This window comes from Vagococcus penaei (genome assembly GCF_001998885.1).
In the GTDB taxonomy this organism is placed as follows: domain Bacteria; phylum Bacillota; class Bacilli; order Lactobacillales; family Vagococcaceae; genus Vagococcus; species Vagococcus penaei.
Map to the genome: position 1 here is coordinate 1,216,406 of NZ_CP019609.1, position 15,590 is coordinate 1,231,995.

The 15,590-nt window shown below is 36.4% G+C and carries 19 protein-coding genes and 1 pseudogene; 7 read left to right on the forward strand and 13 right to left on the reverse strand.

The features are described from left to right. The first annotated feature begins 126 nt into the window (after positions 1 to 126). A complete protein-coding gene (locus BW732_RS05635; protein WP_077275866.1) occupies positions 127 to 972 on the forward strand; it encodes an AraC family transcriptional regulator in 846 nt (281 codons plus the stop codon). A gap of 91 nt (positions 973 to 1,063) precedes the next feature. Here BW732_RS05635 and BW732_RS05640 read toward each other — a convergent pair whose 3' ends face one another. From BW732_RS05640 to BW732_RS05655, 5 genes are all read right to left on the reverse strand, one after another. Then, a complete protein-coding gene (locus BW732_RS05640) occupies positions 1,064 to 1,723 on the reverse strand; it encodes an HAD hydrolase family protein (protein WP_077275867.1) in 660 nt (219 codons plus the stop codon). Next, complete coding sequence (locus BW732_RS11780; RefSeq protein ID WP_152023777.1) at positions 1,653 to 1,823, reverse strand: HAD hydrolase family protein; 171 nt, start codon at positions 1,821 to 1,823, stop codon at positions 1,653 to 1,655. Before BW732_RS11780 ends, BW732_RS05640 begins: the two co-directional genes overlap by 71 nt. Positions 1,824 to 1,915: 92 nt before the next feature. Further along, on the reverse strand, positions 1,916 to 3,103 hold the full coding sequence (locus BW732_RS05645) for an MFS transporter (RefSeq protein ID WP_077275868.1): 1,188 nt from the start codon (positions 3,101 to 3,103) through the stop codon (positions 1,916 to 1,918). A 245-nt stretch (positions 3,104 to 3,348) separates the two neighbouring features. Continuing rightward, positions 3,349 to 3,531 carry an ammonium transporter gene (locus BW732_RS05650; protein ID WP_077275869.1) on the reverse strand — a complete coding sequence of 61 codons (183 nt, stop codon included), beginning with the start codon at positions 3,529 to 3,531 and terminating at the stop codon, positions 3,349 to 3,351. A gap of 317 nt (positions 3,532 to 3,848) precedes the next feature. Beyond that, a complete protein-coding gene (locus BW732_RS05655) occupies positions 3,849 to 4,718 on the reverse strand; it encodes a VOC family protein (RefSeq protein WP_077275870.1) in 870 nt (289 codons plus the stop codon). A 206-nt stretch (positions 4,719 to 4,924) separates the two neighbouring features. On the opposite strand from BW732_RS05655, the gene BW732_RS05660 reads away from it, so the two are divergent. The 3 genes from BW732_RS05660 (at position 4,925) to BW732_RS05670 (ending at position 7,015) form a co-directional block, all read left to right on the forward strand. Beyond that, entirely contained in the window at positions 4,925 to 6,328 is a 1,404-nt protein-coding gene (locus tag BW732_RS05660) for a C69 family dipeptidase (RefSeq protein WP_077275871.1), read from the forward strand. 122 nt (positions 6,329 to 6,450) lie between these two features. Further along, complete coding sequence (mazE, locus tag BW732_RS05665; RefSeq protein ID WP_077275872.1) at positions 6,451 to 6,687, forward strand: type II toxin-antitoxin system PemI/MazE family antitoxin; 237 nt, start codon at positions 6,451 to 6,453, stop codon at positions 6,685 to 6,687. After that, positions 6,680 to 7,015 (forward strand): type II toxin-antitoxin system PemK/MazF family toxin, encoded by a 336-nt coding sequence (locus BW732_RS05670; protein ID WP_077275873.1) that lies wholly within the window; start codon positions 6,680 to 6,682, stop codon positions 7,013 to 7,015. Before mazE ends, BW732_RS05670 begins: the two co-directional genes overlap by 8 nt. An 83-nt stretch (positions 7,016 to 7,098) precedes the next feature. Here the strand turns inward: BW732_RS05670 and BW732_RS05675 are convergent, their stop codons facing one another. Beyond that, positions 7,099 to 8,535, reverse strand: a complete 1,437-nt coding sequence (locus BW732_RS05675; RefSeq protein ID WP_077275874.1) for an aminotransferase-like domain-containing protein — start codon at positions 8,533 to 8,535, stop codon at positions 7,099 to 7,101. A gap of 122 nt (positions 8,536 to 8,657) precedes the next feature. Here BW732_RS05675 and thiD point away from each other — a divergent pair, with 122 nt between their 5' ends. Both thiD and BW732_RS05685 read left to right on the forward strand, forming a co-directional pair. Continuing rightward, positions 8,658 to 9,494 (forward strand): bifunctional hydroxymethylpyrimidine kinase/phosphomethylpyrimidine kinase, encoded by an 837-nt coding sequence (thiD, locus tag BW732_RS05680; protein ID WP_179946089.1) that lies wholly within the window; start codon positions 8,658 to 8,660, stop codon positions 9,492 to 9,494. Then, entirely contained in the window at positions 9,481 to 10,035 is a 555-nt protein-coding gene (locus BW732_RS05685; RefSeq protein ID WP_077275875.1) for an ECF transporter S component, read from the forward strand. Before thiD ends, BW732_RS05685 begins: the two co-directional genes overlap by 14 nt. A 103-nt stretch (positions 10,036 to 10,138) precedes the next feature. Here the strand turns inward: BW732_RS05685 and BW732_RS05690 are convergent, their stop codons facing one another. The 3 genes from BW732_RS05690 to BW732_RS05700 all read right to left on the reverse strand — a co-directional run bounded on the left by BW732_RS05690 (position 10,139) and on the right by BW732_RS05700 (position 12,636). Continuing rightward, positions 10,139 to 10,657 carry a methylated-DNA--[protein]-cysteine S-methyltransferase gene (locus BW732_RS05690; protein WP_077275876.1) on the reverse strand — a complete coding sequence of 173 codons (519 nt, stop codon included), beginning with the start codon at positions 10,655 to 10,657 and terminating at the stop codon, positions 10,139 to 10,141. Positions 10,658 to 10,698: 41 nt separating this feature from the next. Continuing rightward, positions 10,699 to 11,301 (reverse strand): hypothetical protein, encoded by a 603-nt coding sequence (locus BW732_RS05695; RefSeq protein ID WP_126844442.1) that lies wholly within the window; start codon positions 11,299 to 11,301, stop codon positions 10,699 to 10,701. A 169-nt stretch (positions 11,302 to 11,470) separates the two neighbouring features. Further along, positions 11,471 to 12,636, reverse strand: a protein-coding gene (locus tag BW732_RS05700) for an IS3 family transposase (RefSeq protein WP_126844577.1) whose coding sequence is annotated in 2 segments (ribosomal slippage) — positions 11,471 to 12,357 and positions 12,357 to 12,636 — 1,167 coding nt in all. Because the reading frame shifts where the segments join, the coding sequence is not laid out codon by codon here. Between the two features lie 84 nt (positions 12,637 to 12,720). Here BW732_RS05700 and BW732_RS05705 point away from each other — a divergent pair. Then, positions 12,721 to 13,089, forward strand: coding sequence for a tyrosine-type recombinase/integrase (locus BW732_RS05705; RefSeq protein WP_077275878.1), 369 nt, complete (start codon positions 12,721 to 12,723; stop codon positions 13,087 to 13,089). A gap of 99 nt (positions 13,090 to 13,188) precedes the next feature. Here the strand turns inward: BW732_RS05705 and rpsI are convergent. The 4 genes and pseudogenes from rpsI to BW732_RS05725 all read right to left on the reverse strand — a co-directional run. Beyond that, positions 13,189 to 13,305, reverse strand: a pseudogene (gene rpsI, locus BW732_RS05710) (30S ribosomal protein S9); the annotation flags it as partial. A gap of 244 nt (positions 13,306 to 13,549) precedes the next feature. Further along, on the reverse strand, positions 13,550 to 13,831 hold the full coding sequence (locus tag BW732_RS05715; protein WP_077275879.1) for a hypothetical protein: 282 nt from the start codon (positions 13,829 to 13,831) through the stop codon (positions 13,550 to 13,552). A gap of 1 nt (position 13,832) precedes the next feature. Continuing rightward, complete coding sequence (locus BW732_RS05720) at positions 13,833 to 14,951, reverse strand: DEAD/DEAH box helicase family protein (protein ID WP_077275880.1); 1,119 nt, start codon at positions 14,949 to 14,951, stop codon at positions 13,833 to 13,835. Beyond that, the gene (locus tag BW732_RS05725) at positions 14,930 to 15,535 is read right to left on the reverse strand and encodes a TOPRIM nucleotidyl transferase/hydrolase domain-containing protein (protein ID WP_077275881.1); all 606 of its coding nucleotides are present in this window, start codon (positions 15,533 to 15,535) and stop codon (positions 14,930 to 14,932) included. The genes BW732_RS05720 and BW732_RS05725 overlap by 22 nt, the downstream gene beginning before the upstream one ends. Positions 15,536 to 15,590 lie beyond the last annotated feature (55 nt).

Here is a 15,590-nt window from a genome sequence, read left to right on the forward strand (position 1 = left end):
CACCTTTGCGATCGTTTTCTTGTAGTTAGTCTAGCACTCCAAACTTAGAATAAACATAGTTAAATATGCTATAATCATGTCATAATCAGTTAAAGACATTTTGACATAGAAAGAAGTGAAAATACTTTGACATCAGAATATAAAAAAATTCGTACCGGTCATTTTGACTGTCAGTTAATCTTTTTTGGGCATGAAAAAGTCAGTCCAAATTACGTTTTTTCAGGAAATAACGTCCGAGACTGCTTTGTCTTACATGTCATCACAAAAGGTAAAGGTCGCTTTGCTAGTGCAGGCAAACAAATGATAACGTTACAAGCTGGCGATGCTTTTTTATTACCGCAATCAATCCCTTGCTTTTACCAAGCTGATAGTGATGATCCGTGGGAATATTCATGGATTGGTTTGACTGGGAGTAGTGTACCTGAATTGATATCCCAAAGTCAGTTTCATAAAAAATACTACTTAAAACAGATTCAGCATTCTAACTTTGCAACCTCTTTTGACCAATTAATGACTGTTCTTAATCACACACAATCATTGGTTACGCAATTACAAATTGAAAGTTTCTTTTTCAACACTATGGCACAACTGTTACTTGATTTTCCTGGAGAAACTCAAAAAGCTGGAAGCAATAGTTATACACAATTTAAATATGCTAAAAAACGAATGCTTGCGGAATTAGCTACTGGAGCGAATGTATCGGATATTTGCGCGTCATTGCATTTATCACGTAGCTACTTCTATACATTATTTAAAAAGTATACTGGAATGAGTCCTAAAGTCTATCTCGCACATCTTCGAATTACTCAAGCACAGGAATTATTGACGCGTTCATCTCAGTCATTAGCAACAATCGCTAATTTAGTCGGCTATAAAGACCCTTTCACTTTTTCCAAAGCCTTTAAACGGGAAACAGGAATAAGTCCCAGTACTTACCGCAACCAAGCGTTAGAAAATGATCCTATGAGTTAATAAAATAAACGCCTAAAGAAAGAAATTTTCTACTAGACGTTTATTTACATTATTTTTTGATTTAATTCACTATTATAACATCCATTATTACTTAAGCAAAACGGGTAGCCAATTCAAGTAAACGCGTGGCAATTGCTTGTTCAATATTTGGTGTCATATCAAGTGTTTCACTGGCTAAGGAAGTCAATGATTCATGTGTCCCAATTCTTACAGCGTGAGTTGCCTGTTCAAATAATGGTAAATCATTAATGTCATTACCAAAGACCGCAAAAGGTTGTTTACCAATAATAGTTTCGAGCGCTGAGAGCTTATTAACTCCTAATGGACTGATGTCAATAACTGCTTCTTGATGATGTAAGTTTAGATAAATGGGCAAGTCACCTAACCGCTTTTCAAGTTCGATCATGTCAGTTGCCGTTAAAACAAGTATTTTCACGACGATATCTAATTCGTCAGCCTGTACATCTTGTGCTAACTGATTGGGATCGACAACTGCTCGAAAAGGATGATTTTTTGGTGCTGTGCAAGTGTAATTCCACTGACTATCCATCTGGTAAGTTGCCTGAAATTCGACCATTAATTGATTGAGCTTAATTAATGTTTCAGGTATAAATGGATAGTAGCGAATCACACGACCGTCTTGAGCAATCAATGCACCGTTAGCGCCAATCATCGGGTAATCATGATAGGCAGACGCAATCACTGGTAACATATCGCGAATCGGTCTCGCCGATGCAAAAAATGACATCATGCCCTTGTACGGTAACCGTCTCGATAGCACTTAAAATAGTTTGCGATACGGGCTGACCATTAAAACAAATTGTTCCATCTAAATCAAAAACAAACTGCATTCTTTTCCACCTACTTTTAAAGTTTTTATAACTAACCCATTGATTTAATCTAACGTCATCGTACCTTAACTAACAATCAAACACTACTAAAATTAGACTAATGTTTGATAATTTTTTAAGCCAGGTAAAGTCAGCATCACAATTAAACTAATTAAGTAAATGACAGATAAGAACATTACAACAACGGTTAAATTATAATTATCCATTAAGAAACCTATCACAACAGAAGAAAATCCACCAATCGCGCGACCAACATTCATAATAAAATTATTCGCCGTTGCCCTAATCTCTGTTGGATATAAACGACTAATAATTGCACCATATCCGCCGTACATTCCATTAATAAAATAGCCCACAATGACAGCTGCGATTAACAATGACCACTGACCTTTAGCGAAAGTTAGCAGATAAACAGATAAGGCTGATGCAACGAGAAATATGCCAAAAGAACGACGTGGTCCTAATTTGTCCATAACTGTCCCAAATGTCATCATCCCGAGTGACATACCCACAATCGTGCTAACCATCCACAATGAAGACCCGGAAACTGATAAACCTAGTTGATCTTGCATAATTTTAGGTAACCAGTTCATTAACCCGAAATATCCTGCAATTTGTACAGTCACCATCGTTGATAAGCCAATCGTTTGCCAAGTGGTAGCCCCATTTTTGAATAATAAACCAAATCGCGGTGTTTGTTGCGTCGTTTGGGTTTCCTTAAATGCAACTGGTTCCTTGATATCGCGACGAATCCATAACACTAGTAAGACTGGTAGGACGCCAATCACATATAGCATTTTCCAACCAAATAATGGAATAATTAATGACGCTAATACTGCTGCCAATATGGCTCCTACTTGAGCACCGATGGCTACTACAGAAGTCGCTTTACCTAATTTCTTTTTATCAAATGTTTCTGATACTAATGACATACATGCCCCGTACTCACCACCAGCTCCAAGCCCTGCAATAAAACGAAACAGATAAACCAAGTAAATATTCGATGCAAAAAACATAAAGAGAGACGCAACTGAAAAGACAATGACCGTATAGGAAAAGACCTTCACACGACCGATTCTATCCGCCATTAGGCCAAAAAAAATACCCCCTACCAACATTCCTAAATTAGTTACTGTGGCAATTAACCCAGCTTCTGTCGAACTAATTTGAAACGTTTGAATGATTGAGGACAGCGAAAACGCTAAAAACATAATATCCATATTTTCTAATGCAATACCTGCCGACGTGGCATATAAAACCTTTTTTTGTTCTTTAGACACGAACATTCAACTCCCTTTTTACTCATTTTTACTATTAAATCATAAAGAGAGAGTTTTGGAAAGAGGGAAAAGGATATTTAATTAAAATGGGAGGGTTATTTGAATATTATTTATTTTAATTGCACTAAACACAAAATATCTAGATGTATCATAAACAAAAAAGCTCGAAAATTGACTATGTATCAATTTTCGGGCTTTTTATCTAAACTTACCAACAATTAACACTATACTTAAAGATTAGTTGATTATTCATCATAAGTTGCTTCACGGAAGAATTCTTGGTCAAGACCAACTTTTTGTTCTTCAGGTGTCGTTTCAATACGTGTCATTTTAGAAATAATGATTAAAATTAAACGTGTAACAACAAAGGCATAAAAGGCAACAAATCCGCCACCCCAAACCCTATGACATATTAGGCAGTAAATCAATAAATTGGCTAACTAGCCCACATTTCACATCAAGAAATAATCTACTAGCTTATCAACTCCTCAGCAAATGACGGCAGGCCTATTTATACTAACCCATTTAGTTACTCGTCAAGCAGGCGATTCCTACATTGACTCATCTAAAAAACTAGTTGCTGCACGTTATGCTGACCTCTTTGAAAGCCTGGATTTACCTCAAGATAATAGTCATGAAAATGCAGAATACTGTGCCAATTATCAGGAATCTATCTAATTAATAATAAAATAAGCACAGTTAAAAGTCATATCGCTCAACTTTTAACTGTGCTTATTACTTTTCTTTAATCAATTTGCGCCAATTCTATTTTCATCAAAATACCTGTAGGATCAGTAACTGTCAAGGTTGATGTCATTTCATCCCATTTATAGGGATAATTTTGTTCGTCCAGGCGCTGACGCATCTCACTCAGACGTTCTTGCTGTGTCACAAGCAAAGTATAATACGCTAAGCCAAGTGCTCCAGATAACGGAAACTCTGCTGTATCTGTCCCAAGCCAAGTATTCGCTGCAATATGGTGATGGTAACCTTCTGTTGCAAAAAATAACGCTTGACCACCTAAATTAAGCGTAATATCTAAATTTAATACATCATGATAAAAATGCGCTGTCTCTTTTAAATCAGCTACTGCCAGATGTACATGTCCTAAATAACTAGTCGATGGTAACCCGTTAAAATGTGATTGTGCTATCTTTAGAACACCTGCAATATCCATCTGCTCAGTCACACCAATAATTTGTCCATCTGGTTGAATATCCCACTCAGAGGTTGGTTTATCCCAATAAATTTCAATCCCATTACCTTCTGGATCATTTAAGTAAATCGCCTCACTATAACCATGATCACTCGCTCCAGTCAATGGATAAGTCGTATCGATTAAATGTTGTAACATTGTACCTAGAGCCTCTCTAGTTGGTAATAATAAAGCCAAGTGGAATAGTCCATGTGTTTGTCGGCCTAAATGGTCAGAAGTTGCTTGTTGCAAAACAATTAATCCTTGAGAATTATTTTTAGCACCTAAAACGACAGCCTCTGAATTCTGGGTAATCACCTCCATACCAATTATTTTTTGATAAAATTGTGTCATTTGAACTAAATCTTTGACTGTTAAAACGACTTTTCCAATATGTCTTTTTTGCGTTAATTCGGTCATTTATTCTTTCTTCCTTTCTAATACTTGTTTTAAACTTACTTTTTGTAAGTATATAAAATAAACGCCTATTTAACAAGTAAAATGACTTACTTTAAATAAGCAATTTTACTTAACTGGCTTTCTTGCTTAATTGCTATTGGTTCATTCGTCTTTTTCGTTGAAACTGTTTATAATGAAAGTAATCTATATAAAGGATGGTGATACTCATGACTCAACGCATTCGTTCATGTACAACATTTTTAGTCGGTAAACACGCTTCTATTGATGGCTCAGCTATGATTGCCCGCAATGAAGATGGTGGAGATACACCCAATCCCCAAAAATTTGTCGTAGTTCATCCCGACGAACAACCCACAGAATTTAAAGCAGCTGCAACTGGCACATTAATTTCTTTACCTGATAAACCCTTAAAATATACATCCACACCAGATGCTGATAAGCGCTTTGGTGTTTGGGGAGCAGCTGGGATTAATCAAGCAAATGTTGCAATGACTGCCACAGAAACAATTACAACCAATCCTCGAATTTTAGGTCTTGATCCCTTAGTTCCAGAAGGTATTGGAGAAGCTGATATTCTAAGCTTAGTATTACCTTACATCCATACAGCGAAAGAAGGTGTGCTTAGATTGGGGCAGTTACTTGCAACTTACGGAACCAATGAATCAAACGGCATAGCTTTTTCAGATCAAGAAGACGTCTGGTATATGGAAACCCTTGGTGGTCATCGGTGGGCAGCTATTCGCATTCCTGATGATGCTTATGTTATTGCAACTAATCGACTAAATATTGATTTGTTTGATTTTGACTCAGACGATACTTTATATTCCGCTGATCTACCAGAATTTATTCAATCACATCAATTGAATCCGGATGCTAAAGTTATAAATTTACGACATATTTTTGGTAGCTCAAGTAGTAAAGATACTTGCTACAATAATCCCCGTGCTTGGTATGTCCAACGCTATTTTAATCCCGAAATAGAACAAGTACCTACTGATCATGAGTTACCTTTTATTTGTCGACCTGCAAAAAAAATTAGCATTGAAGACGTGAAATATGTTTTAAGTTCTCATTACCAACACACGCCATTCGATCCATATGGAACAACGAATGACGCAACCCGTAAGCAGTTCCGTCCTATCGGAATTAATCGCAATCTAGAAACACATATTTTACAAATTCGCTCCAATATGCCAACTGATATTATAGGTATCCACTGGTTAGCCTTTGGACCAAATACTTTTAATGCACTCGTCCCTTTTTACGCTTCTGTTAACCAAACCCCTGCTTGTTATCGTGAGACACCCACAATATTTAATCCAAACTATATGTTTTGGTTAAGCACACTCACAGCAGTTCTTGGTGATAGTCACTATGACTCATATAAGAATCTAGCAACGGACACAGAACAACAGGTACTCGCCGCTTGCCGTTATATTCAATATCAAACCGATCAAGAGTATCTCAATCATGATAAAACCTTACCTAATTTAGAAGCGGTGAATCAAAAAATGGCTGACTTAGCCTTCGCACACGCCAATACACTGTTAGGAAAAATGACGGAGAAAGGCTTTGGTGAAATGACCTTAAGCTTTCCCCTCGCAGATTAAACGTTAAGACATTCAAAAACACACATAAATTGACCCTCTAGTTTAGATGAATAAGTCTATCACTCATACCTTGATTACAACAAAAATAGTCCCTATAATTGACTTACAAGGAGGTGCGTCATATGCTTGAAACCAAGACCCAAAACCAAGGAAAATCAGTTGTCATCACACTCCCAAACGCTGAAAATATCGAACTAGTCGCTGGGAAAAAATATCTCGTGACTTATCATGAAAATGGAACTATTATGCTAACCCCAAAAATTGATAACCCCTTTAAAGATATAGACGAAGGAAGCTTTTATGAGGCTGATTTATGGGAAGAAATGACTGCTCGTGGAGGCGAAATAATCGATGACTAAACCACATATTCCGCATAAAGGAGATATTGTTTGGATTGACTTTGACCCTTCAACGGGTGTAGAAATAAAAAAACGTCGTCCTGCCTTAGTTGTGTCCAACTACGACTTTAATTTATCAACTAAATTTGCGATTGTCTGTCCCATCACATCAACTGAAAAAAACTACCCAACACGTTATAATCTAGCAAAAGACTACCAAACGAAAGGACAAGTCGTAATCTCGCAAATCAAATCACTCGACTACACCCAGCGTCATGTTGAATTTATTGAAAGAATTCATGCCTCTGACTTAACCATGATTGATCAAATTATGGCATATATTTTTTAATCGAACTAGTTTAAAAGCTAGCAAGTCAACTGTTATCAAACAACAGTCAACTTGCTAGCTTTTCAAATTTGGATACCAAGCACTTAAGAGTTTTCCCAAACTTGTACTAACTCATGTAAAGACTTAATTGCCAGAGGCATATCCTGTGGTGAAAGTCTCGCTAAATTAATCCGACAGGCTTGCCGACTATCTGTCATTAGAAAACTAGGCATGACAAAAAATGAACACGTCAACATCTGACGCCAATCTGTCACAGTCAACGGTCTCCCTAAATACGTCACCCACAAATAATACCCACCTGTAATTGGTTGACAAACAAATTTGTGACCTAATTCTCGTATTAGCTGAGTTGTAAACTGTTGGGCCCGTTTTTCAAGTCCTTGACGTAACTGCTTTAATTGCTCTGAAAAATTATCCTGTAGCGCATGAGTTGCTATCACTTGCGAATAACTATTCACATCAAGCTCCCAAGCATCACGGACTTGCGTCAATTGTTTCAGCAGATAACTTGGTGCGACAAGCCACCCGATTTGAAGCGTCGGACCCAAGACTTTTGTTAATGAGCCAATATACAACACACGCTCAGGCGCTAACTCATAGAGTAATGGCACACGTACTGTTTCAGGAAAACGTAATAAGCCAAAAACATCATCTTCTACAATCAATACTTGGTATATTTGACACAACTTGATAACAGCCTGCCGATTAGCCAGGCTCATTGTCACACCAGTTGGATTTTGAAACGATGAATTAATAAATAGGCATTTAATCGTCTGATTTTGACAAGCCAACTCAAACGCTCCTAAATCCAAACCATCTCGAGTCAAAGGAATCCCTACAGTTTTAATACCCAAAACTTTAAACATCGGTAGTGAATAAAAAAATGACGGTGTACCAACTGCAACAGTATCCCCTTGACGTAGTAGTGCATGAAGCAGTAAAAAAATGGCCTGTTGACCTCCATAAGTTACCATAACTTGATTAACATCCAAGCTGACACCCATCTCATCACTCATCATCGCTACAATTGCTTGACGCAAAGCTAAAACACCAAGTGCTTCTTGTTGACGGCTTTTTTGAATCAAGTCATGCCAACTCATATTTGGAATAGTCAACTCTGGAATTAAAGCCAATGGTAAATCTGACGAATAACCATCAATAATTGTCGATTCATTGTTTTCAAGTAAGGCATTTACTTGTGCTTGGAACTGGCCCTTTGTCCCCTGTCGCCCCTGTTTAATATAATGACGCCACGTTAAACCAAGACCCAAATCAACCTCTTTGGGTAGATTAGCAATATGAGTCCCACTGCCTCGACGTCGTTCCAAGATACCAGTTGCCGTTAACTCATCAAACGCACGAATAACCGTTGAACGATTGACACTAAGCCAATTTGCTAATTGTCGCTCAGACGGTAATTTATCACCAGAGACCAGGTCTCCTCGCTCAATCTTTATTTGTATTAGTTGAATTATCTGTTGATACAGCGGTTGGGTAGACTGTTTATCTAATTGCCACATGCATTCACCTCATTAAAAATTGGAGGGGTCCAATTTAGCTAAATTGGTCGTTACCTCCACACGCTTTTTCATTTACACTAACTATAGCATAATGCTACCACGTAAACGAAGGAGATTTTTACATGATTCCAAAGATACTCACAATCGCCGGCTCTGATGCTGGTGGAGGGGCTGGCATTCAAGCAGACCTCAAAACCTTTCAAGAATTTAACGCATTTGGTATTAGCGCGATCACCAGTGTGGTGACCTTTAATCCAGATACGCTTGGTAGCGATGTTTTCTTAATGCCATCCGAAAGTGTCGATAAACAACTAATAACAGGCTTTTCTGCCGACCATCTAGCTGCCATTAAAATTGGGATGTTAGGTCAAACAGAAAATATTGCTCAGGTGGCATATTATTTACAAAAACATAAACCAGCTCACTTAGTTATCGATCCCGTTATGGCAGTCAAAAGTACAACTGACTTGTTTCAATCACGAAATGTCGCTGATCTTGTCCGACGGCTCTTTCCTCTTGCGACTGTTGTGACACCAAATTTAATCGAAGCCCAGGTCTTAGCCCAAATGCCGGCATTTAATACATTAGACCAACTAAAACGTGCAGCCAAAACGATTCACGACTTAGGTCCTAAATATGTTGTCATCAAAGGCGGGAGTCGCTTTCCAGGTGACCAAGCACTTGACCTACTCTATGATGGTACAAACTTTACCATGCTGACATCACCCAAACTCGATACCGATACGACACATGGTGCGGGCTGTTCTTTTGCTGCCACAATTACTGCCGGATTAGCTAATGGGTTGACTGTAAAACAAGCCACCTACCAAGCCAAAGACTATGTCCATGTAGGCATCCAACAAGGCGTCTATCTCAATAAGCACGTCGGCTATCTATGGCACGGTGCCTATCGTAACCAATTATTAAAAAAGGAGACTGAATCACATGACGAATACTAATTTTTCTACACGTAAAATCGTTGCAATTGCGCTCTTTGCAGCATTAGTTACCATTGCAACGACTATCCGTATTCCACTGCCTGCATTAGTTGGACAACCATTTATCCATTTAGGAAGCAGTGTTTTTATTTTAGCTGTGTTGTTACTTGGCGTTCTTCCGGGTGCCATTGCTGGTAGTCTAGGTTTTGTCATTTTTGATGTCTTGAATGGTTTTGCTGCTGAAGCACCATATTTTATTTTAGAATGCTTTATCATTGCTGGTATCCTAAGCCTAGTTCTTAGAAGCACACAGTTCGCCAAGCAACCAACAACACCTAAGCTAATTTTACTAACAGTAGTAGCTGGTATTGCTAAGTTAGGAATGACCTTCTTAAAAAATACCGTTATGGCACTTGTACTCGGTGCAACGGTACCTGTCGCTGTCACAAGTAGTATCTCTGCTTTATATATCACACTAATCAATGCCATTGCCGCAGTCATTATTGTGAGTTTACTTTATTTCCCATTACGGACTATCCTAGATCGGACGTTGGGAAAGTAAACTATTATAAAAAATAATAAACACGTCATATGGTCAGTTAATTGACCACGTGACGTGTTATTTTAATTGGATATGTTGAGAGTACCGGTAAGAAACTCATACATTACCGCATCTTCTCCAACTGCTCACGGTCATGCCCTTCCAATACTAATAAATCAATTTTCCGGTCGATACCACCCGCATAGCCGGTCAAGCGACCACTACTCCCAATCACCCGATGGCATGGAATAATTATAGCGAGCGGATTATGTCCTACTGCACCACCTATCGCACGTGCAGCTGTCTTGGGACCTGTTTCTGCTAAACAATCAGCTAACCATTGATAAGTCACTGTCTCACCGTAAGGCACCATTTGTAAACACGCCAAGACACGTCGACGAAAGGCCGTTACATTTGGTGCTAAGGATAACCCATCTAAACTCGGTTGTTGACCTGAAAAATATACATCTAACCATCGAATTGTTTGCATGATAATCGGTGTCGTTTGTACCGGAATTGCTTGAAGATCATATCCAACTCCCTCATACATTTGTCCCTCAAACCAGATACCAACTAATGCATCGTCTGAGCACACTAATCGTAACCTACCAAGTGATGATTCATACCATTGTTGATAGTACATTGTCATCCTCCTATTTAGAGATAAATCAATTAGATTATTCGTCACTCATCTATCTCATCAATTTGTCCTTTCAGTATAACAGATGAAACTAAAGATGGTCGAGGCACACGCATCCGTTTTGCATCTCGCTGTTTCCGCATCAAATACCACAAACAGCCTATCCACCAACCAATGACACCTAATAATAGATAATTAAAAAAATGCGTTTTAGGATAATCAAGTTCTAACCAGTTTTCTCCTTGACTACTTTGAACCGTTGGCACACCAATGTCGCTTAAAATTACTCGGCTTTTATCCAACTCTTTTCCGTTTAAATTCACTCTAGTCCCTGCATAGACAATCACTGGAACTGAAACCTGCTCCCCAAAATTTGATTTCCAAGAGACCCGCAATTTTCCTGACACCACTTTTTTATCAAATCCAACGCATTCAATCACTTCTTCGCGATACTGTTGATACTTATTCTTTGTCGTTTCAGCATAGATTGGCAGATAATCTGGCGTCGATTTATTCAGTTGATTAAATAAATCAGATAAATTGCGAGAATGTAAACTCTGGATCAAAGAGTCTGAACTAGTCGCTGTCAACCGGACATGTTTTCCTAATGTCGCTGAATTAAGCAGTTGTTGACGATTATCGGACAATCCCCATGCACTCGTAATTATCGTTTGAATCAAAGCTAAGATAATGGAATGGCAACACTTTTTTTGACAAATATTATAAGGTGTCAAAACATTGGTACTGTTATCCGATTACCCTTGACCATGAGCCTCTCAAACTGTGACTCTTTCGCGGTGTGTTGACTTATAAAAATCAACCCGCTATCTCACACGTATCACAGTTTGACTCATCCTCAAGGGAAGCTATCGCTAATCTCTGAGCTCTGATACTAAGCGGAGTGACATAATTCAATGCTCCGTGTATTCTGAAATGATTCCACCAATGAACATAGTCATAAAGAGCCACAGATAATTCTTTTAGTGTCTCAAACTGATTGGGATAAACGAACTCTGCTTTAAAGGATTTATAAGTTGACTCGGCGACGGCATTATCCCAGGGATTTCCTTTTCTACTCAACGATCGCTTGATATTAAATGTATTTAGTATGGTATCAATCACTTGGTTATCAAATTCTTTTCCTCTATCAGTATGAAACAACTGAATGTTTGTTAAGGCGTACGGAATCGTATAAAATGCCTGTTTAACTAATTCGGCATCTTTTGATGCCCCACAACTAAATCCAATGATTTCTCGATTAAATAAATCAAGAATTAAACAGACATAGTGCCAACGATTGCCAACCTTGACATAAGTTAAATCGGCGACAACTTTTTCTAATGGCATAACGGAGTTAAAATGACGTTTTAATTGATTGGTTATTTTAGACTCATTCACATTAGAAGATACCACCTTAAAATAAGCTTTCGTATACACAGAAACGAGGTTTCTGTGTCGCATAATCCTTCTAATTTTTCTTCTACTGAGAATGATGCCTTCTAAACTAAGTGCTTTTTTTATTTTACGAGCGCCATAAGCTTTTTTATTTTGGCGAAAAATCATTTCCACAATTTCTTCTAGTTCACTTTCTAGTAATGGCTTCTTTTCCTGATAATAGTAAGTTTGTCTTGATATTTTAAGGACTCGGCACATCGCTGATATAGAATATTTATGTTTGTTGGCTTTAATTACTTGCCTTTTCGTCCGAATATCAGCGCCGCTTGCTTTAAAATATCATTTTCCATTTCAAGCATTTTAAGTTCTTTTCTGAGTTTGATTAATTCCTTTTGTTCAGGTGTTAAATTATCTTTTTCTTTGAATGAACCTGTGGTTGTTCCTTGTTTTACCCACCTATCAAAAGTTGAAGGAGTTAACTCATAGTCACGAATAATATCTATTCTAGGTTTTCCTGATTGGTAAAGATCTACCATTTGTTGTTTAAATTCTTTGGTAAAAGTTCTTCTTGGTTTACGTTCTAACATGACATTTCCTCCAGTGTGTTTTCTTATTCTCATCACACCTTATTTTTTCTGTCTAGTCAAGTGTAGCCTATCCAAACAATTGAAATGTTAAGGAAATGGAAGAAAGAACAGGCTTTAGAACTACTACAATTTGGGATAAATACTAAAAGAAAAGATCAGTTAATTTTCACTTATATAAATGCTGATGGAAAAATAAATCAACCCCTGCACGCTGACTATTCAAATAACATCATGCGTAAATTAGAAAAGAAATATCAATTTAAACATGTAACAATTCACGGATTACGACATACACATGCTACTTTACTTTTAGAAGGTGGGGCTAGCATTAAAGAAACACAAGATAGACTAGGTCATAAAAATGCCGAAACAACGCTAAACACATATTCTCATGTAACTGAGAAAGCACAACGAAATGCAGTTGATAAATTCATTTCGTACACTGGATTATAGCTACAAAATAAGTCCGTCATTACCTTTTTCATTACCTCAACAAAAAAAGACACCTTCCAAATACTTGGAAAGTGTCTTGAAACGTTGATATAACAACGATTAACGTTTTGAGAATTGACTTGCTTTTCTTGCTTTTTTCAAGCCTGGTTTCTTACGTTCGACCATACGTGCGTCCCGAGTAAGTAAACCAGCGCGTTTAAGAGCTAGACGGAAATCCTTATATATCAACGTTTACAATGGTTTTTCCCACCATTTATTCCCCCTTTAGAATACAGTCTCAAATTCTTCAATTTACCTCAAATTTTCAAAATCCAGACCCAAAAATAAAATGAAGTTTAGCCACATTTATCAAGGGATTGGATAACATTTCAAAAATAAAATAGACCCAATTTATTAGAATATGGAAAGTTTTTACACTATACCCAGTAGAAATAGAAAATAGTCAGTAGTTATATGTTTATTAAATAAATTTCCGCTTTTCCTTAGGGATTAAATCTATAAATAAAACTGCTGAAGGATAATGCTTTTGCATAAATTCTACCGCACCTAACTCATGTGAATCTTCAGAAGCATACAATTCGTCCTTTAATTGCCCCATATCTATTACAATACTTCCACTTAGAAAATCAACTGCATCCTTAAATTCTTTATTTTCGTGATAAGTATCATAAAAATCGGCAAGTTGTTTACAAGTAACTACCCCATCTGTAATAAAATTTAACAGAGATTTCTTGATGTCCATATCATTCTCCTTTTTCAATTCTTTGTTTATTGAATAAGTCAAAAAGACTTTTGGTACATATATATAGCTCATTATTACTTCGAGTTAAAGCTACATATAATTTATTTACTTCAGCTTGACTAGTGTTCTTAGGAATTATATAATTTTCCTCACTAAATTTTTTATATGGTTCTGTTAATATTACTAAAACTTTTGAATAAGTATCTCCTTTACAATAACTCCAATTGATAGCAGGTTGATATGGAAAAGCTGAAGCTTTTCGATAAACTAATTTCACGCATCCTTCATCAATTAAAAGTTGTTCTAATTCATCAATATCAATAATATACTTAAAGCTTCCTTTTTGCTCATTACAAGATAGTATATCTATACCTAACTTCTTTTCAATAGCTGAACAAATATTGCTTGGAACTCTTCTGCTTTTCTTTAATACTTCTCTATCAAATTCTAATGATTTAGGTAGTGATAAACAAAACTCTTCCTCAGTAAGAAATACTTTTTGTTTTTTATAAGGTTTACCACTTTTAGAAGATGTCATAGCAACAGAGTGTTGATAAAAATCTCCTACAGCAACTGTATAAACTTTTTTTGATTTCATCAATAACATTAATAAATCAAAATCTTCCCCTTTAAAATCTTGAAACTCATCAATATATATTGTGTCAACAAGCAATGATAATCTTTCTTCAATCAAAGGTTTTAGTATCTTTTTATTTTTTATTATCAACTTCGATAGTCGACTAGCATAGTATCTATTATTAGCTGGATTTAAGTAGTGTCCAATCTTATCATCTTTAATATATCCTTTTGTTGGTGGGTTTGTATGAGGAACTGGTTCTTTAAAAATATCTACACCTCTACTTCTGATATTTTCAAATGGTAGAACTGCCTCTAACGGACTAATAATCCATGAATATAAGAAGCTAGTATATGTGATTACTTCAATATTGTTGGGAATAATATTATTAAATCTCTGCCTAATTTCTTTTTTTATATTCGCCACGTTTTGATTGGTGAAAGTAATAAACAAAACTGATTTTTTCTCATCAAATGCATTAGCAATATGATACGTTTTCCCCGAACCTGCTCTTGCAAGGATTATTTTACCTGATTTAGCCATTCCAATCCCTCTCTTATATATATTGGAACTTTTAAGTTATCAATAAATTCAGAATTTGTTGTTATCTCAATAGCAGAATCGGCTTTATTTTTCAACATATATGCTAATGCTTTGCTTCCTAATTCTTCTTTTTTATAAATAGTAGACACGTTTGAATTTTTTTTATAATCAGTTAATATTTCGATATTCTCATTAAATAAAACTCTCTCAAAAGTAGAATTCTGTATACTCCCATCACATTTTATTAATATATTGTATCCATCTGCTTTTAGGCAATTATTCAATGCCTCAATAGTCGTTATTCTATCAGCATCTCCATCATTATCCGTAATAACTAAAAGTGGTTTTTGAATTTTTTTAGCAATTTCAATATAGTTTTTATAAGTAATTCCTGACATCGATATTATATGCACACCAGATTCATCTATACCTTTTCCACAAACAGTCTGATAAAAGTTAGGAATATAAATATATTCTGTTGCACCTTCTACTAAAATTACTTTTTGGGATAAGATGAACTCTAGTAGGCTAGCATTATCTGATTTCTCAAAGAATTTAGCTACCTTTTTATCTACATCATTCAATTTTACTGCTTTTGCATTTGGAGTTATCCATATAGTCTTTTGAATATTTAATCTA

What these genes read in the sequence shown, in the direction of transcription:
- BW732_RS05640 (WP_077275867.1), bottom strand. Translation starts at nt 1,723, where the DNA reads ATGATGTCATTTTTTGCATCGGCGAGACCGATTCGCGATATGTTACCA.
- BW732_RS11780 (WP_152023777.1), bottom strand. Translation starts at nt 1,823, where the DNA reads ATGCAGTTTGTTTTTGATTTAGATGGAACAATTTGTTTTAATGGTCAG.
- BW732_RS05655 (WP_077275870.1), bottom strand. Translation starts at nt 4,718, where the DNA reads ATGACCGAATTAACGCAAAAAAGACATATTGGAAAAGTCGTTTTAACA.
- BW732_RS05660 (WP_077275871.1), top strand. Translation starts at nt 4,925, where the DNA reads ATGACTCAACGCATTCGTTCATGTACAACATTTTTAGTCGGTAAACAC.
- mazE (WP_077275872.1), top strand. Translation starts at nt 6,451, where the DNA reads ATGCTTGAAACCAAGACCCAAAACCAAGGAAAATCAGTTGTCATCACA.
- BW732_RS05670 (WP_077275873.1), top strand. Translation starts at nt 6,680, where the DNA reads ATGACTAAACCACATATTCCGCATAAAGGAGATATTGTTTGGATTGAC.
- BW732_RS05675 (WP_077275874.1), bottom strand. Translation starts at nt 8,535, where the DNA reads ATGTGGCAATTAGATAAACAGTCTACCCAACCGCTGTATCAACAGATA.
- thiD (WP_179946089.1), top strand. Translation starts at nt 8,658, where the DNA reads ATGATTCCAAAGATACTCACAATCGCCGGCTCTGATGCTGGTGGAGGG.
- BW732_RS05685 (WP_077275875.1), top strand. Translation starts at nt 9,481, where the DNA reads ATGACGAATACTAATTTTTCTACACGTAAAATCGTTGCAATTGCGCTC.
- BW732_RS05690 (WP_077275876.1), bottom strand. Translation starts at nt 10,657, where the DNA reads ATGTACTATCAACAATGGTATGAATCATCACTTGGTAGGTTACGATTA.
- BW732_RS05705 (WP_077275878.1), top strand. Translation starts at nt 12,721, where the DNA reads ATGTTAAGGAAATGGAAGAAAGAACAGGCTTTAGAACTACTACAATTT.
- BW732_RS05715 (WP_077275879.1), bottom strand. Translation starts at nt 13,831, where the DNA reads ATGGACATCAAGAAATCTCTGTTAAATTTTATTACAGATGGGGTAGTT.
- BW732_RS05720 (WP_077275880.1), bottom strand. Translation starts at nt 14,951, where the DNA reads ATGGCTAAATCAGGTAAAATAATCCTTGCAAGAGCAGGTTCGGGGAAA.